Origin of the sequence: Streptomyces sp. NPDC013157, from assembly GCF_042899865.1 — a bacterium.
Taxonomy (GTDB): Bacteria; Actinomycetota; Actinomycetes; order Streptomycetales; family Streptomycetaceae; genus Streptomyces.
The window spans coordinates 67,776-88,438 of sequence record NZ_JBIBAK010000002.1 but is presented as its reverse complement, the minus strand read 5'-3'; the positions used below and the strand labels follow the sequence as shown (position 1 = coordinate 88,438).

At 69.7% G+C, this 20,663-nt stretch carries 16 protein-coding genes and 2 pseudogenes; 7 read left to right on the top strand and 11 right to left on the bottom strand.

The features are described 5' to 3' along the window. The first annotated feature begins 6 nt into the window (after positions 1-6). The 4 genes from ACFY6U_RS05800 (at position 7) to ACFY6U_RS05785 (ending at position 5,441) form a co-directional block, all read left to right on the top strand. Complete coding sequence (locus tag ACFY6U_RS05800) at positions 7-1,821, top strand: PEP-utilizing enzyme (protein WP_390035280.1); 1,815 nt, start codon at positions 7-9, stop codon at positions 1,819-1,821. Positions 1,822-1,846: 25 nt separating this feature from the next. Then, on the top strand, positions 1,847-2,560 hold the full coding sequence (locus tag ACFY6U_RS05795; RefSeq protein ID WP_390035279.1) for an HD domain-containing protein: 714 nt from the start codon (positions 1,847-1,849) through the stop codon (positions 2,558-2,560). 46 nt (positions 2,561-2,606) lie between these two features. Next, positions 2,607-5,072, top strand: a complete 2,466-nt coding sequence (locus tag ACFY6U_RS05790; RefSeq protein WP_390035278.1) for a SpoIIE family protein phosphatase — start codon at positions 2,607-2,609, stop codon at positions 5,070-5,072. 126 nt (positions 5,073-5,198) lie between these two features. After that, complete coding sequence (locus ACFY6U_RS05785) at positions 5,199-5,441, top strand: hypothetical protein (protein ID WP_390036569.1); 243 nt, start codon at positions 5,199-5,201, stop codon at positions 5,439-5,441. A gap of 298 nt (positions 5,442-5,739) precedes the next feature. Here ACFY6U_RS05785 and ACFY6U_RS05780 read toward each other — a convergent pair. The 10 genes and pseudogenes from ACFY6U_RS05780 to ACFY6U_RS05735 all read right to left on the bottom strand — a co-directional run. Beyond that, a pseudogene (locus tag ACFY6U_RS05780) lies at positions 5,740-5,976 on the bottom strand (heterodisulfide reductase-related iron-sulfur binding cluster); the annotation flags it as partial. Positions 5,977-6,011: 35 nt separating this feature from the next. Further along, positions 6,012-6,868, bottom strand: a pseudogene (locus tag ACFY6U_RS05775) (amidohydrolase family protein); the annotation flags it as partial. A gap of 11 nt (positions 6,869-6,879) precedes the next feature. Further along, on the bottom strand, positions 6,880-7,881 hold the full coding sequence (locus tag ACFY6U_RS05770; RefSeq protein ID WP_390035277.1) for an aldo/keto reductase: 1,002 nt from the start codon (positions 7,879-7,881) through the stop codon (positions 6,880-6,882). Next, positions 7,878-8,636 carry an SDR family NAD(P)-dependent oxidoreductase gene (locus tag ACFY6U_RS05765; RefSeq protein WP_390035276.1) on the bottom strand — a complete coding sequence of 253 codons (759 nt, stop codon included), beginning with the start codon at positions 8,634-8,636 and terminating at the stop codon, positions 7,878-7,880. The genes ACFY6U_RS05770 and ACFY6U_RS05765 overlap by 4 nt, the downstream gene beginning before the upstream one ends. 29 nt (positions 8,637-8,665) lie before the next feature. Then, on the bottom strand, positions 8,666-9,517 hold the full coding sequence (locus tag ACFY6U_RS05760) for a fumarylacetoacetate hydrolase family protein (RefSeq protein ID WP_390035275.1): 852 nt from the start codon (positions 9,515-9,517) through the stop codon (positions 8,666-8,668). Beyond that, entirely contained in the window at positions 9,514-9,858 is a 345-nt protein-coding gene (locus ACFY6U_RS05755; protein ID WP_367323270.1) for an L-rhamnose mutarotase, read from the bottom strand. The genes ACFY6U_RS05760 and ACFY6U_RS05755 overlap by 4 nt, the downstream gene beginning before the upstream one ends. Before the next feature lie 7 nt (positions 9,859-9,865). Then, entirely contained in the window at positions 9,866-10,750 is an 885-nt protein-coding gene (locus ACFY6U_RS05750; protein ID WP_390036510.1) for a carbohydrate ABC transporter permease, read from the bottom strand. Positions 10,751-10,827: 77 nt separating this feature from the next. Further along, entirely contained in the window at positions 10,828-11,748 is a 921-nt protein-coding gene (locus ACFY6U_RS05745; RefSeq protein ID WP_390035274.1) for a carbohydrate ABC transporter permease, read from the bottom strand. A gap of 12 nt (positions 11,749-11,760) precedes the next feature. Continuing rightward, positions 11,761-13,128: an ABC transporter substrate-binding protein gene (locus tag ACFY6U_RS05740; protein WP_390035273.1), complete on the bottom strand. Its 1,368-nt coding sequence runs from the start codon at positions 13,126-13,128 to the stop codon at positions 11,761-11,763. A gap of 142 nt (positions 13,129-13,270) precedes the next feature. Continuing rightward, on the bottom strand, positions 13,271-14,386 hold the full coding sequence (locus ACFY6U_RS05735; protein ID WP_390035272.1) for an enolase C-terminal domain-like protein: 1,116 nt from the start codon (positions 14,384-14,386) through the stop codon (positions 13,271-13,273). Between the two features lie 126 nt (positions 14,387-14,512). On the opposite strand from ACFY6U_RS05735, the gene ACFY6U_RS05730 reads away from it, so the two are divergent. From ACFY6U_RS05730 to ACFY6U_RS05720, 3 genes are all read left to right on the top strand, one after another. Continuing rightward, the gene (locus ACFY6U_RS05730; protein WP_390035271.1) at positions 14,513-15,280 is read left to right on the top strand and encodes a FadR/GntR family transcriptional regulator; all 768 of its coding nucleotides are present in this window, start codon (positions 14,513-14,515) and stop codon (positions 15,278-15,280) included. A gap of 228 nt (positions 15,281-15,508) precedes the next feature. Then, positions 15,509-18,667 carry a DUF1349 domain-containing protein gene (locus ACFY6U_RS05725; protein WP_390035270.1) on the top strand — a complete coding sequence of 1,053 codons (3,159 nt, stop codon included), beginning with the start codon at positions 15,509-15,511 and terminating at the stop codon, positions 18,665-18,667. A 624-nt stretch (positions 18,668-19,291) separates the two neighbouring features. Beyond that, positions 19,292-19,732, top strand: a complete 441-nt coding sequence (locus ACFY6U_RS05720; RefSeq protein ID WP_390036508.1) for a ricin-type beta-trefoil lectin domain protein — start codon at positions 19,292-19,294, stop codon at positions 19,730-19,732. Between the two features lie 53 nt (positions 19,733-19,785). Here ACFY6U_RS05720 and ACFY6U_RS05715 read toward each other — a convergent pair whose 3' ends face one another. Further along, positions 19,786-20,487 carry a FadR/GntR family transcriptional regulator gene (locus ACFY6U_RS05715; RefSeq protein ID WP_093507491.1) on the bottom strand — a complete coding sequence of 234 codons (702 nt, stop codon included), beginning with the start codon at positions 20,485-20,487 and terminating at the stop codon, positions 19,786-19,788. Positions 20,488-20,663 lie beyond the last annotated feature (176 nt).

Here is a 20,663-nt window from a genome sequence, read left to right as displayed (position 1 = left end):
GTCAAGATGACGGTCTCGCGCACAGCCTTCCCGAGCCCCTACGAGATGACCTCCCCCGCGGCCGCGGAGGGGTGGGAACGGCTGTACCCGTACTACACGCTCTTCCAGCCCTGGCGGCGCTCGGCCGAGGAGGAACGCTTCTGGTTCCGCGACAGCCAGCACTGGCCCACCGTGGTCAAGCCGTTCGAGGCGGTCATCCCCGAGCTCGCGTTCAAGAGCCTGGGTCAGTTCAACACCCGGCACTTCGTCGTACCGCCGGCGTACGGCGTCATGTTCCGCATCCACCAGGGCTACCTCTACCTGAGCCCGGTGGCCGCGCCGGAAAGCCGGATCCCTGCCCGAGCACAGCAGTTCCTGGACCGCGCCGGGTACTACTACGCGAACTGGGACAGGCTGCTGGAGAACTGGAAGGGCAAGGTCCTCGGCACCATCCGTGAACTGGAGTCGATCAGCTTCAGCGAACTGCCGGAGGTCCAGCCGTACGAGGACGTCGAAGCGGGTTCCGGCCTGGGCGCCGCCGACGACCTGCTCGGCGGGTACGACAGGCTCCTCGCCCTTTGCCACCGCGCCTGGCAGTACCACTTCGAGTTCCTGAACCTCGGCTACGCGGCCTACCTGGACTTCTTCCACTTCTGCAAGCAACGGTTCCCAAACATCCCGGACCAGGGCATCGCGGCGATGGTCACGGGCGTGGACATGGAGCTGTTCCGTCCGGATGACGAGCTCAGGAAACTGGCAAGGCTCGCTGTCGAACTGGGCGTCGACAGGGCACTGACCGTGCCCGACCCCGGCGAGCACGCCCTGACCGCCCTCAGCCGCGAGCCGCGGGGCCGCGACTGGCTCGACGCCTGGAACGCCGCCCGCGATCCCTGGTTCAACTTCACCTCGGGCAACGGCCTCTACAGCGACGACCGGTACTGGAGGGACACTCCCTCGCTTCCCCTGGGGTATGTCCGCGACTACATCCTGCGCCTGCGGCGGGGTGAGGCCATCGACCGGCGCCTCGCCGAACTCGCCGCCGAGCGCGAGCGGATCACCTGCGAGTACGCCGCGCTGCTCGACGCCCTGGCACGTGCCGACTTCGAGGCGAAGCTGGGCCTCGCGCGCCAGGTCTACCCGTATGTGGAGAACCACAACTTCTACATCGAGCACTGGACGATGGGTGTCTTCTGGCGCAAGGCCAGGGAGCTGTCCGCCCTGCTGCACCGGGCGGGGTTCTGGCCCGGCACGAACGACATGTTCTACCTCACGCGCGACGAAGTCCGGGCCGCGCTGTTCGACCACGTGTCCGGCTGGGCGATCGGCGTCGAGCCGGCCGGCCCCGGTCACTGGCCGGCGGAGGTGGCACGGCGACGCCGGATCGTGGCCGCGCTCGCACGGCAGCGTCCGGAACCGGCGCTGAACGAACCGCCGCGAGCCATCACCGAGCCGTTCAGCGTCATGCTGTGGGGCATCACCAGCGAGCGCATCCGGTCGTGGCTGGCAGCCCCGGGCGACCTGGGCGACCTCACCGGCATGGCCGCCTCGCCGGGCGTCGCCGAAGGCACGGCCCGGGTGATCCGCAGCCCCGACGAGCTGGACCTCCTCCAGGAGGGCGACATCCTGGTCGCCCCGGTCACCGCACCCAGCTGGACGCCGGCCTTCGGAAAGGTCCGCGCGACCGTCACCGACATCGGGGGAGTCATGTCCCACGCCGCCATCGTCTGCCGTGAGTACTACCTGCCCGCCGTCACCGGGACGGGTTCGGCGTCCACCCGCATCACGTCCGGCCGTCGGATCCGTGTGGACGGCACGGCCGGCACGGTCACCCTTCTCGACTGACCGGCCCCGTACGACAGGAGACGCCATGACGTCCGACCGGGCGGCCCGCGAGCCGCTGCCGACGCTTCCCCTCGTGGCCTCGGAGATACCCCTGAGCGACCCCCTTCCCCGGCCCGTTCCGTTGACCGGCGTCCGGCGGGAGATATGGGACCGCGCCCTTCCCTACCTGGACGTGCGTGACAACGACGCCCATTCGCTGTACGCCTTCGCGCTGGCGGCCGCGCTGCTGCACGCCCTGCCAGGGGCACGGGCGGACGTCGTGCTGCCCGCCGTCCTCCTGCACGACACCGGCTGGAAGACGATCGACCCTGCGGACATCCTGCCTGCCATCGCCGGGCGGTCCGGACCTGCCGGGCAGGAGACGATACGCAGGCATGAGACCGAGGGCGCCGCCATCGCTGCCCGCATCCTCGCCGAAGTCGGCTACCCCGCGCGGGACACCGAGCGGATCGTCACCATCATCGACGGGCACGACACCCGCAGGGATGCCCTGGACCTGGACGACGCCGTGGTGAAAGACGCCGACAAGCTGTGGCGGCTGACCCCGCACGGCCTGCGGACCGTCGGTGCGTGGTTCGCCCTGGACCCTGACCGGACACTGCGGTACCTGGTGGCACGTACCTACGACCGGCTGCTCACCGAACCCGCCCGTGCCGTCGGTGCCGCATTCACCGTGCTGACCCGCACCGATCTCAGCGTGCGGCGAAGCGGCCTGAACGCACCCTCACATCAAGAATGACTTTTTTCGGTTGATTATGGATATTTACGGCGCAAGTCTTGACTGCATGGACGCCTATCCGACACTCGGAGTGGTCGTGACCGACCGGCAGGGCCTGGTCGTCGGTTGGACGCCCGGAGTGGAACGCCTGCTCGGTTACACCAGCGCCGAGGCCCGCGGCCGGTCCGTGGCGGAGCTGCTGGATGCCCCCGTACTCCCGAGCGGGGAGCCTGCTCGAGGTGAAGGGGCTGCCGAGCACGGTGAGCGGCATCCGGACGTGAGCGTACGCCACAAGGACGGGCACCGGCTGGCCGTGGCCGTCTCCCGCTACCGCATCGCCCCGGGGGCGGACAGCGCCGGAGGAGGACCCGGCACCGTCCTGCTCATCGCCCCGCCGTCCGGGCCGGCGGCGGAACGACTGCGGCAGTCGCTGTCCGGCTGGGTTCTGCAGGACTCGCCCCTGGCCCTGGCGGTGTACGACACCGACCTGCGCAGCGTGTGGCAGAGCGCCGCGATGCACCGCCTCAGCGGCCTGCCGGACGGGGAGCGATGCGGACGCCGGCTGCCGGAGATCTTCGCCGGCCCCGACGCGGTGGAGTGGGAGGAGGCGATGCGGCTGGCCATGGCCACGGGCGAAGAGCAGGTCAGCGAGCTCAAGGGCACCGGCCTGGCCGGCCTCGGATCCCGTGTCTTCAGTGTCTCGGCGACGCCGCTGCGGGACGCGGAGGCCCGTACGCTCGGAGTCTGTGCTCTCGTGGGTGATGTGACCGAGAGGCGCCGTGCCCGCGAGCGGCTCTCTCTGCTGAACGACGCGAGCCTGCACATCGGCAGCACCCTCGACATGGTGCAGACCGCACGGGAGCTCACCGAGGTGGCCGTACCCAGGTTCACCGACTTCGCCCGCGTGGACCTGCTGGACGTCATCCTCCAGGGCGACGAACCCGCTCCTGGGCCGCCGGCCGGTCCCGTGCGGCTGCGGCGCATCGCGGAACTGTTCCTGTGCGAGGGGGTCACCACGGCACAGCGGACCGCCGGCGAGGCGGACGTCTACCTCGCGAACTCGCCGGCCGCCCTGTGCCTGGCCACCGGCCGGCCGACGCTGTACCGGGACAACACCGCCCCGCCGATCCGCACCTACTACGAGACCGACGCGACCCCCGAGCGGCGGGCGAGGGTCCGGCGGATGGGCCCGCACTCATGGATCATCGTGCCGGTGACAGCCAGGGGCACGACCCTCGGCGTGGTGTGGTTCACCCGCATGCGGGAGACTCCGGAGAGCTTCGACGAGGACGACCTTCCCCTCGCCGAGGACCTGGTGGCAAGGGCGGCGGTCTGCCTGGACAACGCCCGGCGCTTCACCCGCGAACGCGCCGCGGCTCTCACTCTGCAGCGCAGCCTGCTGCCGCAGCGGATGCCGGAGCAGTCGGCGGTGGAAGCCGCCTTCCGCTACCTCCCCGCCGAACAGCGTTCCGGGGTGGGCGGCGACTGGTTCGACGTGATCCCGCTCTCCGGAGCCAGGGTCGCGCTGGTGGTCGGCGACGTGGTCGGGCACGGCATCCACGCGGCCGCCACGATGGGCCGGCTGCGCGCCGCCGTACAGACCCTCGCCGATGTCGACCTCGCTCCCGACGAACTGCTCACCCACCTCGACGACCTGGTCCTCCGGCTGTCGCCGGAGTCCGGGGCCGACACGGAGCCGCCGGGGGCGGAGGCCGCCGGGGACATCGGGGCCACCTGCCTGTACGCGGTGTACGACCCGGTCTCCAGGCGCTGCTCCATGGCGCTTGCCGGCCACCCGCCGCCCGCCGTCGTCGGTCCGGACGGTACCGCCGAGTTCCTGGACGTCCCCGTGGGACCGCCACTCGGACTGGGCGGACTGCCGTTCGAATCGATGGAGGTCACCCTCCAGGAAGGCAGCCTGCTCGCCCTTTACACCGACGGCTTGATCCATTCCGGCCACCGCGACTTCGGGGAGGGGCTTGAGGCCCTGCGCGAGGCGCTGGCCGTGCCGACGGGCACGCTGGACTCCCTGTGCGACCACGTCGTACACAAGCTGCTACCCGAGGGCCCCGCCGATGACGCGGCCCTGCTCCTGGTGCGGCCCCGGGCCCTGGACGCGCGCAGGGTCGCCGTGTGGGACGTGGAGGCCGACTTCGCCGCGGTGGCGCGGATACGGTCGGACGCCGTCCGTGCCCTTGACGAGTGGGGACTGGAAGAGGCCGCGTTCGTCACCGAACTGGTGGTCAGTGAACTGGTCACGAACGCCATCCGGTACGGCGACCCGCCGATCCAGTTGCGGCTCATCCACGACCGCGGGCTGATCTGCGAGGTCTCCGACTCCAGCAACACCGCACCGCATCTACGGCGGGCCCGGGTGTTCGACGAGGGCGGTCGGGGGCTGTTGCTGGTCGCGCAGCTCACGGAGCGCTGGGGCACCCGGCAGACGCCGGCCGGCAAGACGATCTGGTGTGAGCAAACCCTGGCCGCGGCCGGCGGCCCGGTCCTCTCCCTGGAGGGAACTGCCGCCATATGACCGCGCCGTACGCGGCGCGCGACGACGACACAGAGGGCCTCGCCCAGATCGCCGAGTTGCTGGAAAAGGTGGCCGACGACGGCGAGTGGCTGGACGTGTGGCTGGCGGGCAAGAAGGGGCGGCAGAGTGCGGATCGGTCACCTGCGGCTCGACCGCCTCCGGGTCGCCCACCTGCCGGAGATGTTCGAGGCCATCGCCGAGGCCAACGTCGAGATCGCCGAGGGCAACGCGGCTCGCCACAAGGCGTTCAAGGGTCTCGCTCGGATCCCTCGGAAGAGTCGGGAGCATCGTGCCCGTCGCAAGGTGATGAAGGCGGCCGTCGCGGAGTCGTGGGTCCGGCCACGCGCCAGCGCGTCCGCTCCACGCTGAGGGCCGCGCTGAACGCTGCGATCGCCCAGCACAGGAGCGCATCTTCCACTGGAAGCGCACCGGCGAGAAGCCGTCGTCGGTGATGGTCACGACGCCGGAGCACACTGGCCTCTTCCTCGACCATGTCGCGGAGGACCGCCTGTACGCGCTGTTCCACATGATCGCGTTCCGCGGACTGCGACGGGGCGAGGCATGCGGGCAGAAGTGGACCGACACCAACCTGGGCGCCGGTCTCATCACCGTCGCGCTGGACTCCGACACGGTCCAGGCTCTCAAGCGGCACCGCGCTCCTGCCCGCGCAGGAGCCGGAAGGGGTGACCACGGCGTCGTAACCCGCGAAGACCTCCGCGAAACGGCGCACCATGGGCAGGGTCTGTGGGCGGTAGCCGGTGTTGAAGTGCATCTGGCCACAGCAGGTCTGGCCCTGCGGGAACTCCACGGTGTGGCCGAGCCGTTCCAGCAGTTCGGTCACGGCGCGGCCGGTGCGGGGGAACATCGTGTCGTTGAAGCAGATGATGAGGAGAGCTGGGCGCATGGTGCTTCCTGAGCGGCCGGGGAGCCGATGACGGGCAGGCCGTAGGTCCGCAGTGCGGTTCCGGTGAAGACCTCACGGCGTTCGGTGAGGTGGAGTGTGGCCGTCAACTCCTTTGCTGTGGTGACTACTTCGGCGTAAGTGGCGGCCAGTCGACAGACGGGCCAGTCGGAGCCGAACATCAGCCGCCGCGGGCCGAAGGCGTCCAGCACCGTGTCCGCGTACGGCCGGAGGTCCTCGACGCTCCACCGGTCCCAGTCGGCCTCGGTCACCATGCCGGAGAGCTTGCAGACGGTGTGGGGCAGTGCGGCCAGCGGCGCACCGCGTCCGCCCACGGCCGCAGCTCGCCCGAGGCGATGGGGGGCTTGCCCGCGTGATCGAGTACGAACGTGAGGCCGGGAAGCAGGCGGGCGGTCTCATACGCGGCCGCGAGCTGGCGGGGCCTGACGACCAGGTCGTACGCGAGCCCCGCCTCGGCCACCGCGGCGAGCCCACGCAGCACGTCCGGCCGCATCAGCCAGCGAGGACCGGATTCGCCCTGTACCTGGTGGCGGATGCCCACCAGGTACTCACCTCCCGGCCCCTCCCGCAGCGCCGCGAGCGCGCGGGCGACATCCGGGGAGGTCAGGTCGGTCCAGCCCACGACGCCGGCCACCAGGTCGCTGCCCTGGGCCAACGCCAGGAACTCGGGTGTCTCTTCCGGCACGTCGATCGTCTGGACCAGGACGGTCGCCGTGACGCCGGCGGCCCGGGCCTCGGACTCCAGATCGGCGAGCAGGAAGTCGCGGCGCAGCAGGGCGAGTTCCTGTCCGGTGATCCAGTCCTGGTCGCGGACAGAGAGGTCCCACACGTGGTGGTGTGCGTCGATGACGCCCTCAGCGGTGCTCGTCTCCATGGCGGTCACCCTCACGACTGAGGTGCGGCGGCGGGGACGGGGACGTGCGGGGGCAGCAGCTCCTCGGCACGTAGTTCGTCCCAGAGCGCGGCCGGTACCGTTCGCCGCATCTGGTCCACCGTGTCCCGGACCTCCTCGGCGGAACGCGCGCCGGACAGCACGCTCGCGACCGCCGGATGGCCGAGCGGGAAGCGCAGAGCGGCTGCACGCAGCGGTACGCCGTGGTGGTCGGCGACCGCTTTCATGCGCAGCGCCCGGTCCAGTACCTGTGGCGGGGTGGGCGCGTAGTCGTACATGGCCCCGGGTTTGGGGTCGGTGAGCAGACCCGAGTTGAACACCCCGCCGACGATGACACTCCTGCCACGGGAGGCGGCCTCCGGCAGTACCTCCGCTAGCCCCTCCTGCTCCAGCAGGGTGTAGCGGCCGGCGAGCAGCACGACGTCGATGTCGGTCTCGCGCAGGAAGCGGGCGGGGAGCGCGCACTGGTTCACCCCGATGCCGATCGCCTTGACGACGCCTTCACCGCGCAGCCGATCCAGCGCCGGGTACGCCTCCGTGAGGGCCTGCTCGGCGTAGTGGTCCGGGTCGTGCAGCAGGGCGATGTCCACACGGTCCAGGCCGAGGCGATCCAGGCTCGCTTCCAGGGAGCGCAGGACGCCGTCGGAGCTGAAGTCCCAGACGCGGCGGTGAGTGTCGGGCACGGCGAAGCCCTGGGCGAGATCGTCGCCACGGCCACCCTCCGGGTGGGGTTCGAGCAGCCGCCCGACCTTGGTGGAGACGGTGTACGCGTCGCGGTCCCGGCCGCGCAGCGCGGCACCCAGGCGGCGCTCGGACAACCCGAGTCCGTAGTGCGGGGCGGTGTCGAAGGTGCGTACGCCCGCTTCCCAGGCCGCCTCCACCGCGGCGGACGCGGCCTCGTCGGACACCGGGCGGAAGAGGTTGCCGATGCCGGCGGCCCCGAACGACAGCTCGGTGACCCTGACGTCGGTGGTGCCCAGCGTGGTCGTTCTCATGAGCCGGCCACCGGGCGCAGCCGGAGTCCCTGCACGCCACCGTCGACGGCGAGGGCGATGCCGGTGACGGAGGCCGCGGCGGGGCTCGCCAGGTAGACCACGGCCGCCGCCACCTCGTCCGCGGTGACCAGGCGGCCGAGGGGCTGGCGTGCGTCGAGGGCTGCGCGTTCCGCCTCCGGGTCGTCGGCGGCGTCCAGGAGCCGGGTCACCCAAGGGGTGTCGGCGGTGCCGGGGTTGACGCAGTTGACGCGGATGCCCTCAGGGACGTGGTCGGCGGCCATCGCCAGGGTCAGCGACAGCACCGCGCCCTTGCTGGCGGAGTACAGGGCGCGCTGGGGGAGGCCCGCGGTGGCCGCGATGGAGCAGATGTTGACGACCGCCGCGTGCGACGAGCGCCGCAGATACGGCAGGGCGGCCCGGGTGGTGCGCACCGTCCCGAGGACGTTGACGTCGAGGACGCGGTGCCACTCCTCGTCGGGGTTGTCCTCGACGCTGCCGATGGCGCCGATGCCCGCGTTGTTGACCAGGATGTCCAGGCCACCGAGCCGCTCGGCGGCCTCCGCCACGGCCGGGCGCACCGAGGCGTCGTTGCCGAGGTCGGCCCTGATGGCGATCAGCGGCTCGGGGGCGCCGGAGGGGTCGAGATCGAGGACGGCCACCCTGGCGCCGTGCTCGGCCAGGATCCGGGACGTGGCCAGCCCGATGCCGGACGCGCCGCCGGTGACGACGGCCTTCAGCCCTGACAGGCCGCTCAAGCTCCTCAAGCTGCTCAAAGGGGTGCCTTTCACGCTTGGCCGAAGGTCTGGCGCTGGGCGCCGAGGCCGTCGACGGAGAGCTCGACGCTGTCGCCGGGACGGAGACAGGGGGTGCCCGGGAGGCCGAGGGCCACGCCCGCCGGAGTACCGGTGTTGATCACGTCACCCGGCTCCAGGACCATGTACTGGCTCAGGTACGACACGATGTGGTCGACCGGGAAGATCATGTCGCTGGTGTGGCCCTCCTGCCGCTTCACGCCGTTGACGCTCAGGTGCAGACCGAGGTCCTGCGGATCGCTCACCTCGTCGACGGTCACCAGCCACGGTCCGAGCGGGTTGAACGTCTCGCAGGACTTGCCCAGGTCCCACTGCGACGAGTACTCCAGCTGGAACTCCCGCTCCGAGACGTCATGGCTGATCGCGTACCCCGCGATCACGGCCCGCGCGGCTTCCGGGCCGTCGAGGTAGCGGGCCCGTCGTCCGATGACGACCGCCAGTTCGACCTCCCAGTCGGTCTTCAAGGAGCCCCGGGGGATCAGCACTTCGTCGTACGGGCCGATCACCGTGCCGGGGTCCTTCATGAACACCACGGGCCGCGGGGGGATCGCCGCGCCGGTCTCGGCGGCGTGGTCGCGGTAGTTCAGGCCGACGCAGACGATCTTGCCAGGGCGGGCGAGAGGGGCACCGATCCGCAGACCGTCCGGGTCCAGCTCGGGCAGACTTCCCGCCGCGACCTCCGTCCGGGCCCGGTCGACGCCGTCCGAGGCGAGGAAGGCGCCGTCGATGCCGGAGGTCACGGGGGACAGGTCGAGCAGCCGGCCGTCCTCCGTGCGGACTGCGGGACGCTCCTCGCCGGGCGCGCCGACTCGTAGAAGTTTCACCGGGCGTCTCCCTGCGACGGGTGCAGATGCCAGATCTCGGTCAGGTCGGACCAGCTGCCCCCGGTGCCGGTATCGGCCCAGGCCTCCTGGCAGGGGTCGGTGAGCTTCCACCAGGCCTGGGTGGTCGCGTCGGTGCCGATCGCGGCCATGTCGGCCTCGAAGTCGTCGCCGTGGTACTCGAAGTAGGCGAACAGCGTGTCCTCGCGCAGGAAGATGCTGTAGTTGCGGATGTTCGCGGCCCGCAGCGCGGCCTCGACGCCCGGCCAGACCGCGGAGTGCAGCCGCAGATACAGCTCACGGTGTTCGGGCCGCAGGCGGATCGTCTGGGCAATCCGTTTCATCTGTGCCTCACTCCTTGGTCGCGCCGGCGAGCATGCCGGCCACGAGGGCGCGCTGGGAGAAGAGGAAGACGATCAGCACGGGGACGATGGTGACCAGGGTGGCCAGGGCCAGTTCGGGCCGCATGATCTGGTTGCCGGTGCCGCTGGAGGTGTTGAACAGCGGCGAGGCGGCGAGCAGGTTGTTCAGCCCCACCTGCGCCGGATACTGCGAGCTGTCGGGGAGCATCACGAACGGCAGGAAGAAGTTGTTCCAGTTGCCGACGAAGTTGAAGAACCCGACCAGGGCGATCACCGGCTTGGCCAGCGGCATCGCGACGAGACGGAAGACCTGCCACTCCGAGCAGCCGTCGATCCGCGCGGCGGACAGCAGGTCGGCGGGGACGTTGGAGGAGAAGTAGATGTAGGTGAGGTAGACCCCGAACGGGAAGAAGGAGAAGGGCAGGATCACCGACCAGATCGTGCCGTCCAGGTGCACTGCGTTCATCCCGAGGTACAGGGGAAGCACCATTGCGGCCGTCGGCATGAGCATCACGAGCATGGTGATGGTCAACAGCATCCGGCGCCCGATGAACTGGGTGAGAGCCAGCGCGTACCCGGCGGGGATCGAGGTCACGAGGGTGAGGACCAGCGCACCGAATGTGTAGACCGCCGAGTTCTGCAGCCAGGTCAGGATGGCACCGTCCTGGAAGGCGTAGAGGTGGTGCCAGGCGTCGGCGATCGAACCGGGAGAGCCGAAGGAGAACGGGTTGTCCCGCACGATCTGGCTGTCGGTCTTGGTCGGGGCCAGCAGGAGCCACACCACCGGCACGCAGAAGAACAGCAGGAACAGGCCCATGACGATGAGCCAGGCCAGCCGGGCGGCCAGCGAGCCGGGGCGGCGGATCCGGCGCATGGGCTTCCCCGGGTTGGTACGGGCGCCGGCGGTGTGGGGCGGCTGAGTGTGGCGGACGGTGTTCGTGGGAGCTGTGGTCATCGTTCGTCCCTGTCGAACAGACCGGTACGGAAGACGACGAGGGCCGCGCAGGCCAGGCCCAGGATGAGGAGGTCGACGGAGAGCGCCGCCGCGCCGTTGAAGTCGCCCGCCTGGAAGGCGTACTGGTAGGACAGCTGGTTCGGTGACCAGCTGTCGGGGATCATGCCCCAGCTGGCCACGGAGACCAGCTGCGGTTCGACGAAGAGCTGGGTGCCGGCCGCGAAGGCCAGGATCAGCATGTACGCGATCCACTTGGTGATCATGGGGATCTGGATGCGCAGGGCGATCTGGAGCGTGCTGGCGCCGTCGATGCGGGCGGCCTCCAGGATTTCGTCCGGGATGCTGTTGAGCGCGCCGTACATGACCACGATCCAGCCGCCCGCCCCGGTCCAGAAGGCGATGACGGTGAACAGAACCGGCAGGTGGCCGGGGGCGTTCACCTGGGCGAGCGTGTTCCAGCCGAAGCCCTTGAGCAGCCAGCCGACGGGGCTGGCGGCCGGGTCGAGGAGGATCAGGAAGAGCAGGACGCTCGCCACCCCGGCGAGGGCGCCCGGCAGGTAGAACAGGAACCTCAGGGTGGTGGAGGCCCTGCGCATGCGGCCGTGCAGCATCAGGGAGAGCAGCACCACCAGGATCATCAGGCTGGCCAGCCAGATCACCAGGTACAGGCCGATGTGGAGGAAGGCCGGTCCGAAGCGGTAGTCGGCGAACGTCCGGGTGAAGTTACCGATCCCGACGAGCTGGTGGCGGGAGTTGGACAGTGCCAGCCACACCGCGTAACCGGTGGGCAGGACGCCGAAGGCGAGCAGGAGGAGGACGTAGCCGGAGACGAAGACGTAACCGGCGCGTCCGACCGGGTTGCGGGCCGAGCGGCCGCCGCGGCGGCCGCTCCGCTCCGTTGCGAGGTGGGTGGTCATCGGTCCGCTTCGCTAGTTGACGGTGTATCCGAGGGACTTGGCCTTGTCGGTGATGGCCGTCTGCCAGGTGCCCAGGGTGTCGGTGAGGGTCTTGCCCGAGTTCAGGGCCGGGACCACGGTGGAGGAGTAGATCGCTTCCTGGCTGTACTGGGTGGCGGACCAGCCGGGCCAGATGAGTTCCGCCGCCTCCTGGAAGACCGGGCCGACGTCCTGGGCGAAGTAGCCGGTCTTCTTCTGGCCGGCGAGCCAGGCGACGGCTGCCTCCTTGTACGCGGGGTAGGTGCCCGCGGTGGCCTGGTACTCGTTGGAGGTCGTCATCCAGGTGACCAGGTCGGCGGACGCCTTGAGGTTCTTGCTGTGGGAGGAGACGAACCACAGCCCGCCGCCGACATTGCCGGTGTAGTTCTTGGCGTCGCCCTCGAACTTCAGCGGCGAGGCGGCGGCGATCTGCCCCTTGGGGATCTTGAAGGTGGAGTTGAAGAGCACCTGGCCGTACCAGGAAGGGCCGGGGAGCAGGAGGACCTTGCTCGCCTCCTTCTTGATGAAGCCGGCGCTGAAGACGGTGTCCTTGGACACCGAGCCCTTGGCGATCAGCCCGTCGAGCAACTTCGCCATCCGGGTACACTTGGCGTCCTGCAGGTCGACCTTGACCTTATTGGCGTCGGTCACTGAGCTGGCAGGGCACTGGCTCGCCCAGAAGTACACCTCGGGGCTCCAGGCGTCCCCGGCGGTTCCGACCAGGTAGCCGGGGTGTTCCTCGGCGACCTTCTTGCCGAGTGCCTCGTACTCCTCCCAGGTGGTCGGGACGGAGTAGCCGAACTTGTCCAGGAGCTTCTTGTTGTACCAGAGCACGTTCTGGGCCAGGTCGTTGCGCAGGCAGTAGGTGGTGCCGTTGACCTTGCAGGGGTTCAGCGCGCCGTCCGCGAAGCCGTTCAGGGCGGACTGGGGGATCAGGCCCTTGTCGACCGGGGCGGCAAAGGGGGTTTTGCCCTGAGTGGTCCAACTGCCGTCGTTGACGTTGGCGCTGAAGGCGACGTCCGGCCAGCCGCTGCCGCTCCGGTCGAACAGCCGGACCTTTGTCTGCAGGTCATTGGCGCCGTTGGCGTCCCCGCTGTACGTGACGATCTTGATCTTCACGTCCGGGTGAGCCTTCTGATAGGCCTGCACGCCGGGGACTCGGGCGGCGTCCGCCCAGACCGTGATCTGGCTGCCCTCCTCCTGCTTCACAGGCTTGAAGGTCGCGGGGGAGGAGGACGCCCCGGAGGCTGCGGGATCCGCGCTGCCGCAGGCAGCGAGTGCGAGAAGGGAGACGGCGCCCAGGGCCGCGCCGGCAACGCGTCTGACCTGGCGGCGGGAGGTGACGGGAACGTCGCTGTTCATGACTGACCTCATGTCTGCGTTCTGCGGAGATCCGCGGGATGTCGGCGCAAGCACCGGAGAGGGGAGGTGTGGAGGGACCAGGTACCGAAGGCGTGGCGGGTCGGGTACGGGGCGATCGTGAGAGTGCAATGGACTGGGCGGATCAGGCCTTCGGCGGCGTCAAAGTCCCCTTGTCGACAAACCGCTGAAGGGCGGGAGGGTAGTCCAGGCCGGCGGGCAGTGCCACGCCGGGCCCGGTGGGGGCGTGGACGAGTCCCTGGGCGTCGATGCCGCTCTCGCGGCTGATGGGATTGCCCATGACCAGGGACTCGTAGTAGGTGGTGTTCGAGATGGCCATGCACAGGTGCCGGTTGGGGATCTCCGGCCCGTGCACCTCGGCGCGCAGCCGGTAGGCGTCGGCGAGGTGGGCGGTGCGCATGGCGCCGGTGAAGCCGCCGCGCAGTTGGGTGGAGGCGCGGACGCCGAAGGTGGCGGCGCCGGCCTGGATGAAGTCGGCGGAGTTCATGTGGGCCCCGTCGGAGGTCTCGGCGACCAGGAGGGGCACTGCCACCGCGTCGGAGAGGCGCTTGTACGCGGTGATGCTGAACTCCCGGATCGGCTCCTCGTACCAGAGATAACCGGCGTCGGACAGGGCATGCCCGAGGTAGATCGCGTCGGGGAGGTCGAATCCGGCGGACCCGTCGAACATCAGGGGGATCGCGCCCCCCACGTGTTCCCGCAGGGCCACCGACAGCCGGGCGTCGCGGCGTGCGTCGCCCCAGGCGTGGAGCTTGATGGCGGGATACCCGAGTTCCAGGGCCTGGTCGGCGATGTCCAGGTACTCCTCGACCGAGGAGTAGGTGACGGTGGAGGCATAGGCGGGTATCGCGGTGCGGAAACCGCCCAGCATCTGCCAGGTCGGCCGGTCGGCAAGCCTGCCCGCCAGGTCCCACAGTGCGATGTCGACGAGGCCGAGAAGGTAGAGGGGCAGTTCCTCGGTACGGTCCAGCTCCCACATGCGGTGCCACAGCCACTCCCGCTGCAGCGGGTCCTGGCCCACGAGCTCCTGGCGCAGGAAGCGGTCCAGCAGGTTCGCCAGGATGACTGCACTGCCCCGGCGGGGTGCCATCGCCACCCCCTCGGCCCCTTCGTCGGTGACTATGCGCAGCACCGCGGCCTCGCCGTCCGGCGGGCTGCCCAGCAGGCCGTCACGCCAGACGAACGGCGGACTGACTCCTGGGACCTGGACGGAATAGCTCTCCACATCGGCAATGCGCACGGTGTTGCCCCTTGCGACGGCAGCTGCTGCTGCGAAATTTTCGTGTAACGTAAGTCGTCATACGAATGCTGTCAAGGTGTTCGGAGCAGTAGAATCGGCGATCGTCCACAGCGGAGAGGGGGCCATATGGCGAAGAGCGGTCGAAGCGGCGTCGAGGACCCGTCGGCCCTGAAACCCTGGCCCAGGCGCCCGGCGCGGCTGGCCCATGCGGTGGTGGAGTCCCTCACCGACAGCATTGTCTCGGGTGCCATCCCATCGGGCTCCACCTTGCCGGTCGAACCCGAACTGTGCGAGACGTTCGGCGTCAGCCGCATCACGGTCCGTGAGGCGGTCAAGTCGCTGGAGGCCAAGGGGCTGGTTCGGGCCCGGCAGGGTTCCGGCACCACGGTCACCCAGCCCGAGGAGTGGAATCTCCTGGATCCTGTCGTGCTGGCGGCCACCGTCCAGCACGACGACGAACTCGTCGTGCTGGACCAGCTTGTCGGTGTGCGTTCGGCCCTTGAAGCACAGATGGCGGCCCAGGCCGCAGAGCTCGCCACCGATGACGATCTCCGGGAGGTGGAGAGGCTGCTCGGCCGCCTCGACGAGGAGATCGCCACTCCCGCCCGGTTCATCGAGACCGATGTGCTCTTCCATGACCGGATCATGCAGGCGTCCCGGAACAGGCTGGGGCGTTCCATCATCCGGACCGTCCACACCCAGGCCCGCAGTACGTTCCTGTACAACGGCACTCCTGACGGCCACGCCTGCGAGCAGGCGAACGCCGAGCACCGCCGGGTCGCCGAGCGGCTTCTGGCCCGCGACCCCCAGGGTGCAGCGCAGGCCATGACGGCCCATATCGAAGCGGCCTGGAGCCGCCGCCGTATTCCGCGCCCCGGTCTCACCACCGGTTGAGCGCACCCCGCGCCCTTGCGCGCGCCGGAACCCGCCCCCGAGCCGTCAGGCCGGGGGCGGGTTTCCTTTGAGGTGCAGATCTATGTCCGCGGCACGTCTTGACGGCATACGTATGACGACTTACGTTACGTCGCCGTATCACCTCCGCCATCACCGCAGGGCCCGCCCTGTTCCCATGAGTGGGAGGACGGCCCGCGCGTGCCCTCTCGCACCATCGGAAGGTGTCAGATGCACCCAACCCGCTTCCGCCCCGCAGTGCGTGACCGGCTCAGACCATGTCTGGCCGCACTCGCGCTCCTCACCGCCTCTGCCGGGCCCGTCGTCGCCCAGGCCGTGCCCGCGTTCGCCGCCACTTCCGCGACGCTCTATGTGTCCCCCAGCGGCACCGGTACCGCCTGCTCGACCAGCCAGCCGTGCTCCCTCGCCCAGGCCAAGATCAACGTCCGGGCCATGAACAACTCCATGACGGGCGACATCGTCGTGGAGGTCGCCGACGGCACGTACCGGCTGACGGACCCCCTCACCTTCACCGCGGCGGACTCCGGCACCGGCGGCCACTCGGTGATCTGGAAGGCCGCGCTGGGCGCCCGCCCGGTCATCACCGGCGCGCGGCGGGCCACGGGCTGGACGCTGCACGACTCGGCGAAGAACATCTGGCAGGCCAACGTCGGGACCGGGTTCGACACCCGGCAGCTGTACGTCGACGGCGTCCTGGCGACCAGGGCCCGCTCCTTGATCAACCGCGCCGACCTGAGCGCGACCACCAGCGGCTACACCTTCACCAACACCTCGCTGAACTACCTCAACAGCCTGGCCGCCTCGAGCCGCACGGAGATCCACGGCATCGGATCCTTCACCGACCGCTACGCCCCGGTGTCCGGCATCAGCAACGGCACCATCACCATGGATCAGCCGTCCTGGGACGACAACACCTTCGGCTACGACACCTTGACCAAGCCCTTCCGGTCGGCACCGCTCTACATCGAGAACGCCTACGAACTCCTCGACACGGCCGGCGAGTGGTACCTCGACACGAGCTCCGGCACCCTGTACTACAAGCCGCTCGCCGGGCAGAACATGAGCACCGCGGACGTGGAGGTGCCGAAGCTTGAGTCGCTCGTCGACGTCGGGGGAAGCTATGCCTCTCCCGCCACCCACATCACGTTCTCGGGTCTGCAGTTCTCGGGCACCAGCTGGCTGGGCCCCAGCACTCACGGCTACGCCAGCCAGCAGACCGGCGCGTACCTCACCGGTACCTGGGACCGTCCGTCCGACGCGCTGACCTCCTGCCAGGGCGGCTGCCCGCTCTTCGAGGCGACCCGTCCGCACTGGGCCCAGATGCCGGCCGCCGTCCAGGTGTCGGCCGCCGACCACATCACCTTCACCGGCGACCGGTTCACCCAGCTCGGGCAGGTGGGCCTCGGCATCGGCCAGGACGCCAACGCCCATGCCACCGGGGTCGGCCTCGGTGCCGACACCGTCACCGCCACCGGGAACGTCTTCACCCAGGACGCGGGCGGCGGCATCGTCGTCGGCGGGGTCCAGGCGGACGCGCATCACCCCAGTGACAGCCGGATGACCAACCAGAACATCACCCTGAGCAACAACGTCATTCACGACGTGGCGCTCGACTACCGGGACATGTCGGCCATCCTGGCCACCTACGTCAACGGCGCCACGGTGTCGCACAACGAGGTGTACAACCTGCCCTACTCGGGGCTGACCATCGGTTACGGCTGGGGCGTCAACGACCCGGGCGGCAGCCAGGACTACGTGAACCGCGGTCTGTACGACTACCAGCCCATCTACTCGCCCCCCACCACCGCCGCGAACAACCACATCACCGACAACTACATCCACGACGTCATGCAGCAGATGAACGACGGCGGCTGTCTGTACACCCTGTCGGCGTCGCCCGGCAGCACCTTCGAACGCAACTACTGCCACACCAACAACAACTATTACGGCTTCTACCACGATGAGGGATCCAGGAACTTCACGGACACCAACAACGTCTTCCGTAACGTGGGCCGGTGGTCCCACCAGAACGGCACCTCCACCAACAACACCGGTGCCCTCACCCTCCAGGACAACTGGTCGACCACGCCCTCGACCGACATCTTCAACGGTGGCCGCGGTGATGTGGTGAGCGGCACGGTGGTCGTCACCGACGGCAACTGGCCCTCCGGCGCCCGCACGGTCATGGACAACGCGGGCATCCAGCCCCAGTACCGGCCCTTGACCACGGACCCCGTCACGGCCCCGTACAGCGGCTATTCCTCCACTCCCGCCCTGACCGGCCAGAGCGGCGGCCGCTTCACCGTCACCGACGCGGGAGCCGACATCTGGGGTGCGGGCGGACAGCACGACGACGCCTACGGCACCGCCTACCTGGCGAACTCCGCTGTCGCCGGCACCTCGGTGACCGCGCGGGTCGACAACGTCGACAACACCAACGGCTGGGCCAAGGCGGGCGTCGTCCTGCGCAACAGCCTCTCCGGCAACGGCTCTTCCCCGGGATACGCGGTCGCCACGGCGACCTCGAGCCACGGCGTGTGCTTCCAGTGGGACTCCACCGCGGACGGCTACCTCGACCAGATGTCGTGTACGTCCTCGACGGTCAAGGCGCCGGTCTGGGTGCGGCTCACCCGCACCGCCACCCAGGTCTCCGCCTACTACTCCACCGACGGATCCGCCTTCACCCAGGTCGGCTCGGCGGTCACCCTGCCGTCCATGGCCGCCACCCAGGACGCCGGTGTCATCCACAGCGCCCACAGCACCACCGTCGGCAGCGCGGCCTTCAGCAACCTGCGGATCGTCACCTCGCCCTTCAAGGCCTACGGCTCCATCCCGGCCGCGGTGGGCCAGAGCCGGGGAGTGACCTCCCTGACCAACGCGGGCATCGACACATGGGCCACGAGCGCGCTACACGACGACGACTACTCCGCGGCCTACCAGCCGGGAGCGGCGGGCACGTCGTCGACCGTCACCGTCCATGTCGACAGCCAGGACGACACCAATGCCTGGGGCAAGGCCGGCCTGATGCTGCGCAACGACATCACCGGCACCGGCTCCTCCACCGGATACCTGGTCCTCGTCGCCACGCCGGGCCAGGGCGTCACCTTGTCGTCGGACTCCGACAGTGACGGCTACCTCGACTCCAACACCACCAAGACCGGCAGCACCGCCATCGCCCCGGTCTGGCTCCGCCTCGTCAGGAACGGCGACTCGGTCACCGGCTCCTACTCCGCCAACGGCACCACCTGGACCACGGTGGGCACCGCGACGCTGACCGGTGCCAACAGCACCGAGGACGCGGGGGTGTTCTTCACCGCTCACGGCGCAGCGCCCGGCACCGCGAAGTTCAGCCAGTTCTCCGTGAGCTGACGAAGCAGTTCGGGTCACGGTCTCCGGGTGGGGGTGCGGTTTCCTCACCCCCACCCGGAGATCCGTCATGTCCGCGCCGAACTCCGCGCGGCAGCGCAACCGCCACGCCCGCGGCAACGGTGGCACCCCACCCATCCCCGGAGCGCGCAGACCGTTGACGGCCACATCGCCGGCGAAGCACATGGCTGGAAAGACTCCGCAGATGCCGCTCGCCTCATCGAGGGCGTCCCCGCCGCCGTACCGGCGTGCGACCACCGGCTGCCGAAACGCCGGGGCGGCGACGCCCACACGGACACTCCCGTGACCGCCCCCTCCCCGGCCGCCTTTCGACCACAAGCCCGGCCGGCCGCGGCAGCCGTCGCCCTCACGACCGGGACGATCGGCCTCGATCCCGACCTCCCCACGGGCCGCATCCACTTCCGAAAAACGGCTCGAACCCCGCAGAATCCGCCGGAACTCGCCGGAACCCGCCTACGGAAGCCTGACACACATCATCACCACCTACTCCGGATGCAGGTCCGGATATCCCGTCGTCCGGGCCGCCTTCGAAGGAGCAGGCCACGACCCCGCCCCCGTCGGCGGTACCACCGGTGATGGTTGGCGCACCTGGACCTCTGCCGCGGTGTGGCAGTTCTTCACCCGGTTCGGCTCGAACCAGCCGCCGCCTCCGCCACCCACCGTCGACCAGGAGATCACCGGTCAGCAGTCGGGACGCTGCCTCGACATCGACAACTCCACGACCGCCAACGGCACACAGGCACAGCTGGGGACTGCAACGGCGGCTCCAACCATCGGTGGACCTACTCCGGCGGAAATCAACTGGTCGTATACGGCAACAAGTGCCTGGGTGTCGGCCGGTCCACCGGCAGCGGCAGCCCGGCGGCGATCTGGAACTGCAGCGGGCAGGCGGATCAGCAAGGGAACGCCAATCCGGATGGCACGATCACAGCAGTGCGGTCGGGACTGTGCCTGGACGCCAACGGCCAGGCAACCGGCAACGGGACGAAGGTCCGGCTGTGGGCCTGCACGGGCGGCGCGAACCAGCACTGGAGCCTGATGAACTGACGGGCGCAGCCAGGCACGGCGCCGAGCCCGGCCGGGAACCGGCCCCCCGTTCGCTATGCCTGTGCGGTGTTCGATCGCAGGTGCTCGCGAAGCCAGTGCTCCGTGTTGCTGACGTGCAGCAGGGCCGCGGCCTGGCTCACTGCGGCGTCGCGGGTGCGGAGGGCGTTGTAGATCGCCTCGTGCTCGGCGAGAGTCCGCCCGGCGGACTGGTCGTCCAACTGGCCCCGCCAGATCCGGGCGCCCAGGGTACGGCCCGAGATGCCCTCGAGCAGGGTGAGCAGGCTCTCGTTGCCGGTGGCCGCCACGACCGAGCGGTGGAAGGCCGCGTCATGGACGTTGAGCCGCTCCACGTCGTCGCTCGCCTCCCGCATCGCATCCAAGTGGCCCTTGACCTCGGCCAGTTGGTCATCGGTGATCCTGGCGGCGGCCAGTCCGGTGGCGAGCGGTTCGAGCAGCCGCCGGACCTCCATGAGATCCAGCAGGGCGCCCGTGTCGCTCTGGAGGAGCTCCACGGCGCCACCGAGTCCCTCCAGCAGCAGGCTGGGCTGGAGACTGGTCACGTAGGTGCCGTCGCCTCGCCGTACCTCGAGCACCCGGGCCACGGCCAGTGCCTTGACCGCCTCGCGGGCGAGGTTGCGGGAGAGGCCCAACTGCGCGGCGAGCTCCGGCTCAGGGGGCAGCTTCGCGCCCGGCGGCAGTGCGCCGGAGCGGATGAGCTCACGGATCTGCCCGATGGCCCTGTCTGTGAGGGACAACGTGAGCTCCTTCCGTGAGCACGCGGTGTGGTCCGGTGCGCGAGTGACCGGGGCGGCGCGTCGAGTGTGCCGCCGATCATACCGGGGAGGCCACCGAGGGTCCGCCGTCGGTATGTGCCGCCGCCACATGGTGCGTGGCGGGATGTCGGTGAAGCCCTTTCCGGCCCCGAAACATT

What these genes read in the sequence shown, in the direction of transcription:
- ACFY6U_RS05795 (WP_390035279.1), top strand. Translation starts at nt 1,847, where the DNA reads ATGACGTCCGACCGGGCGGCCCGCGAGCCGCTGCCGACGCTTCCCCTC.
- ACFY6U_RS05745 (WP_390035274.1), bottom strand. Translation starts at nt 11,748, where the DNA reads ATGACCACCCACCTCGCAACGGAGCGGAGCGGCCGCCGCGGCGGCCGC.
- ACFY6U_RS05755 (WP_367323270.1), bottom strand. Translation starts at nt 9,858, where the DNA reads ATGAAACGGATTGCCCAGACGATCCGCCTGCGGCCCGAACACCGTGAG.
- ACFY6U_RS05770 (WP_390035277.1), bottom strand. Translation starts at nt 7,881, where the DNA reads ATGAGAACGACCACGCTGGGCACCACCGACGTCAGGGTCACCGAGCTG.
- ACFY6U_RS05750 (WP_390036510.1), bottom strand. Translation starts at nt 10,750, where the DNA reads ATGCGCCGGATCCGCCGCCCCGGCTCGCTGGCCGCCCGGCTGGCCTGG.
- ACFY6U_RS05790 (WP_390035278.1), top strand. Translation starts at nt 2,607, where the DNA reads ATGGACGCCTATCCGACACTCGGAGTGGTCGTGACCGACCGGCAGGGC.
- ACFY6U_RS05725 (WP_390035270.1), top strand. Translation starts at nt 15,509, where the DNA reads ATGCACCCAACCCGCTTCCGCCCCGCAGTGCGTGACCGGCTCAGACCA.
- ACFY6U_RS05740 (WP_390035273.1), bottom strand. Translation starts at nt 13,128, where the DNA reads ATGAACAGCGACGTTCCCGTCACCTCCCGCCGCCAGGTCAGACGCGTT.
- ACFY6U_RS05730 (WP_390035271.1), top strand. Translation starts at nt 14,513, where the DNA reads ATGGCGAAGAGCGGTCGAAGCGGCGTCGAGGACCCGTCGGCCCTGAAA.
- ACFY6U_RS05800 (WP_390035280.1), top strand. Translation starts at nt 7, where the DNA reads ATGACGGTCTCGCGCACAGCCTTCCCGAGCCCCTACGAGATGACCTCC.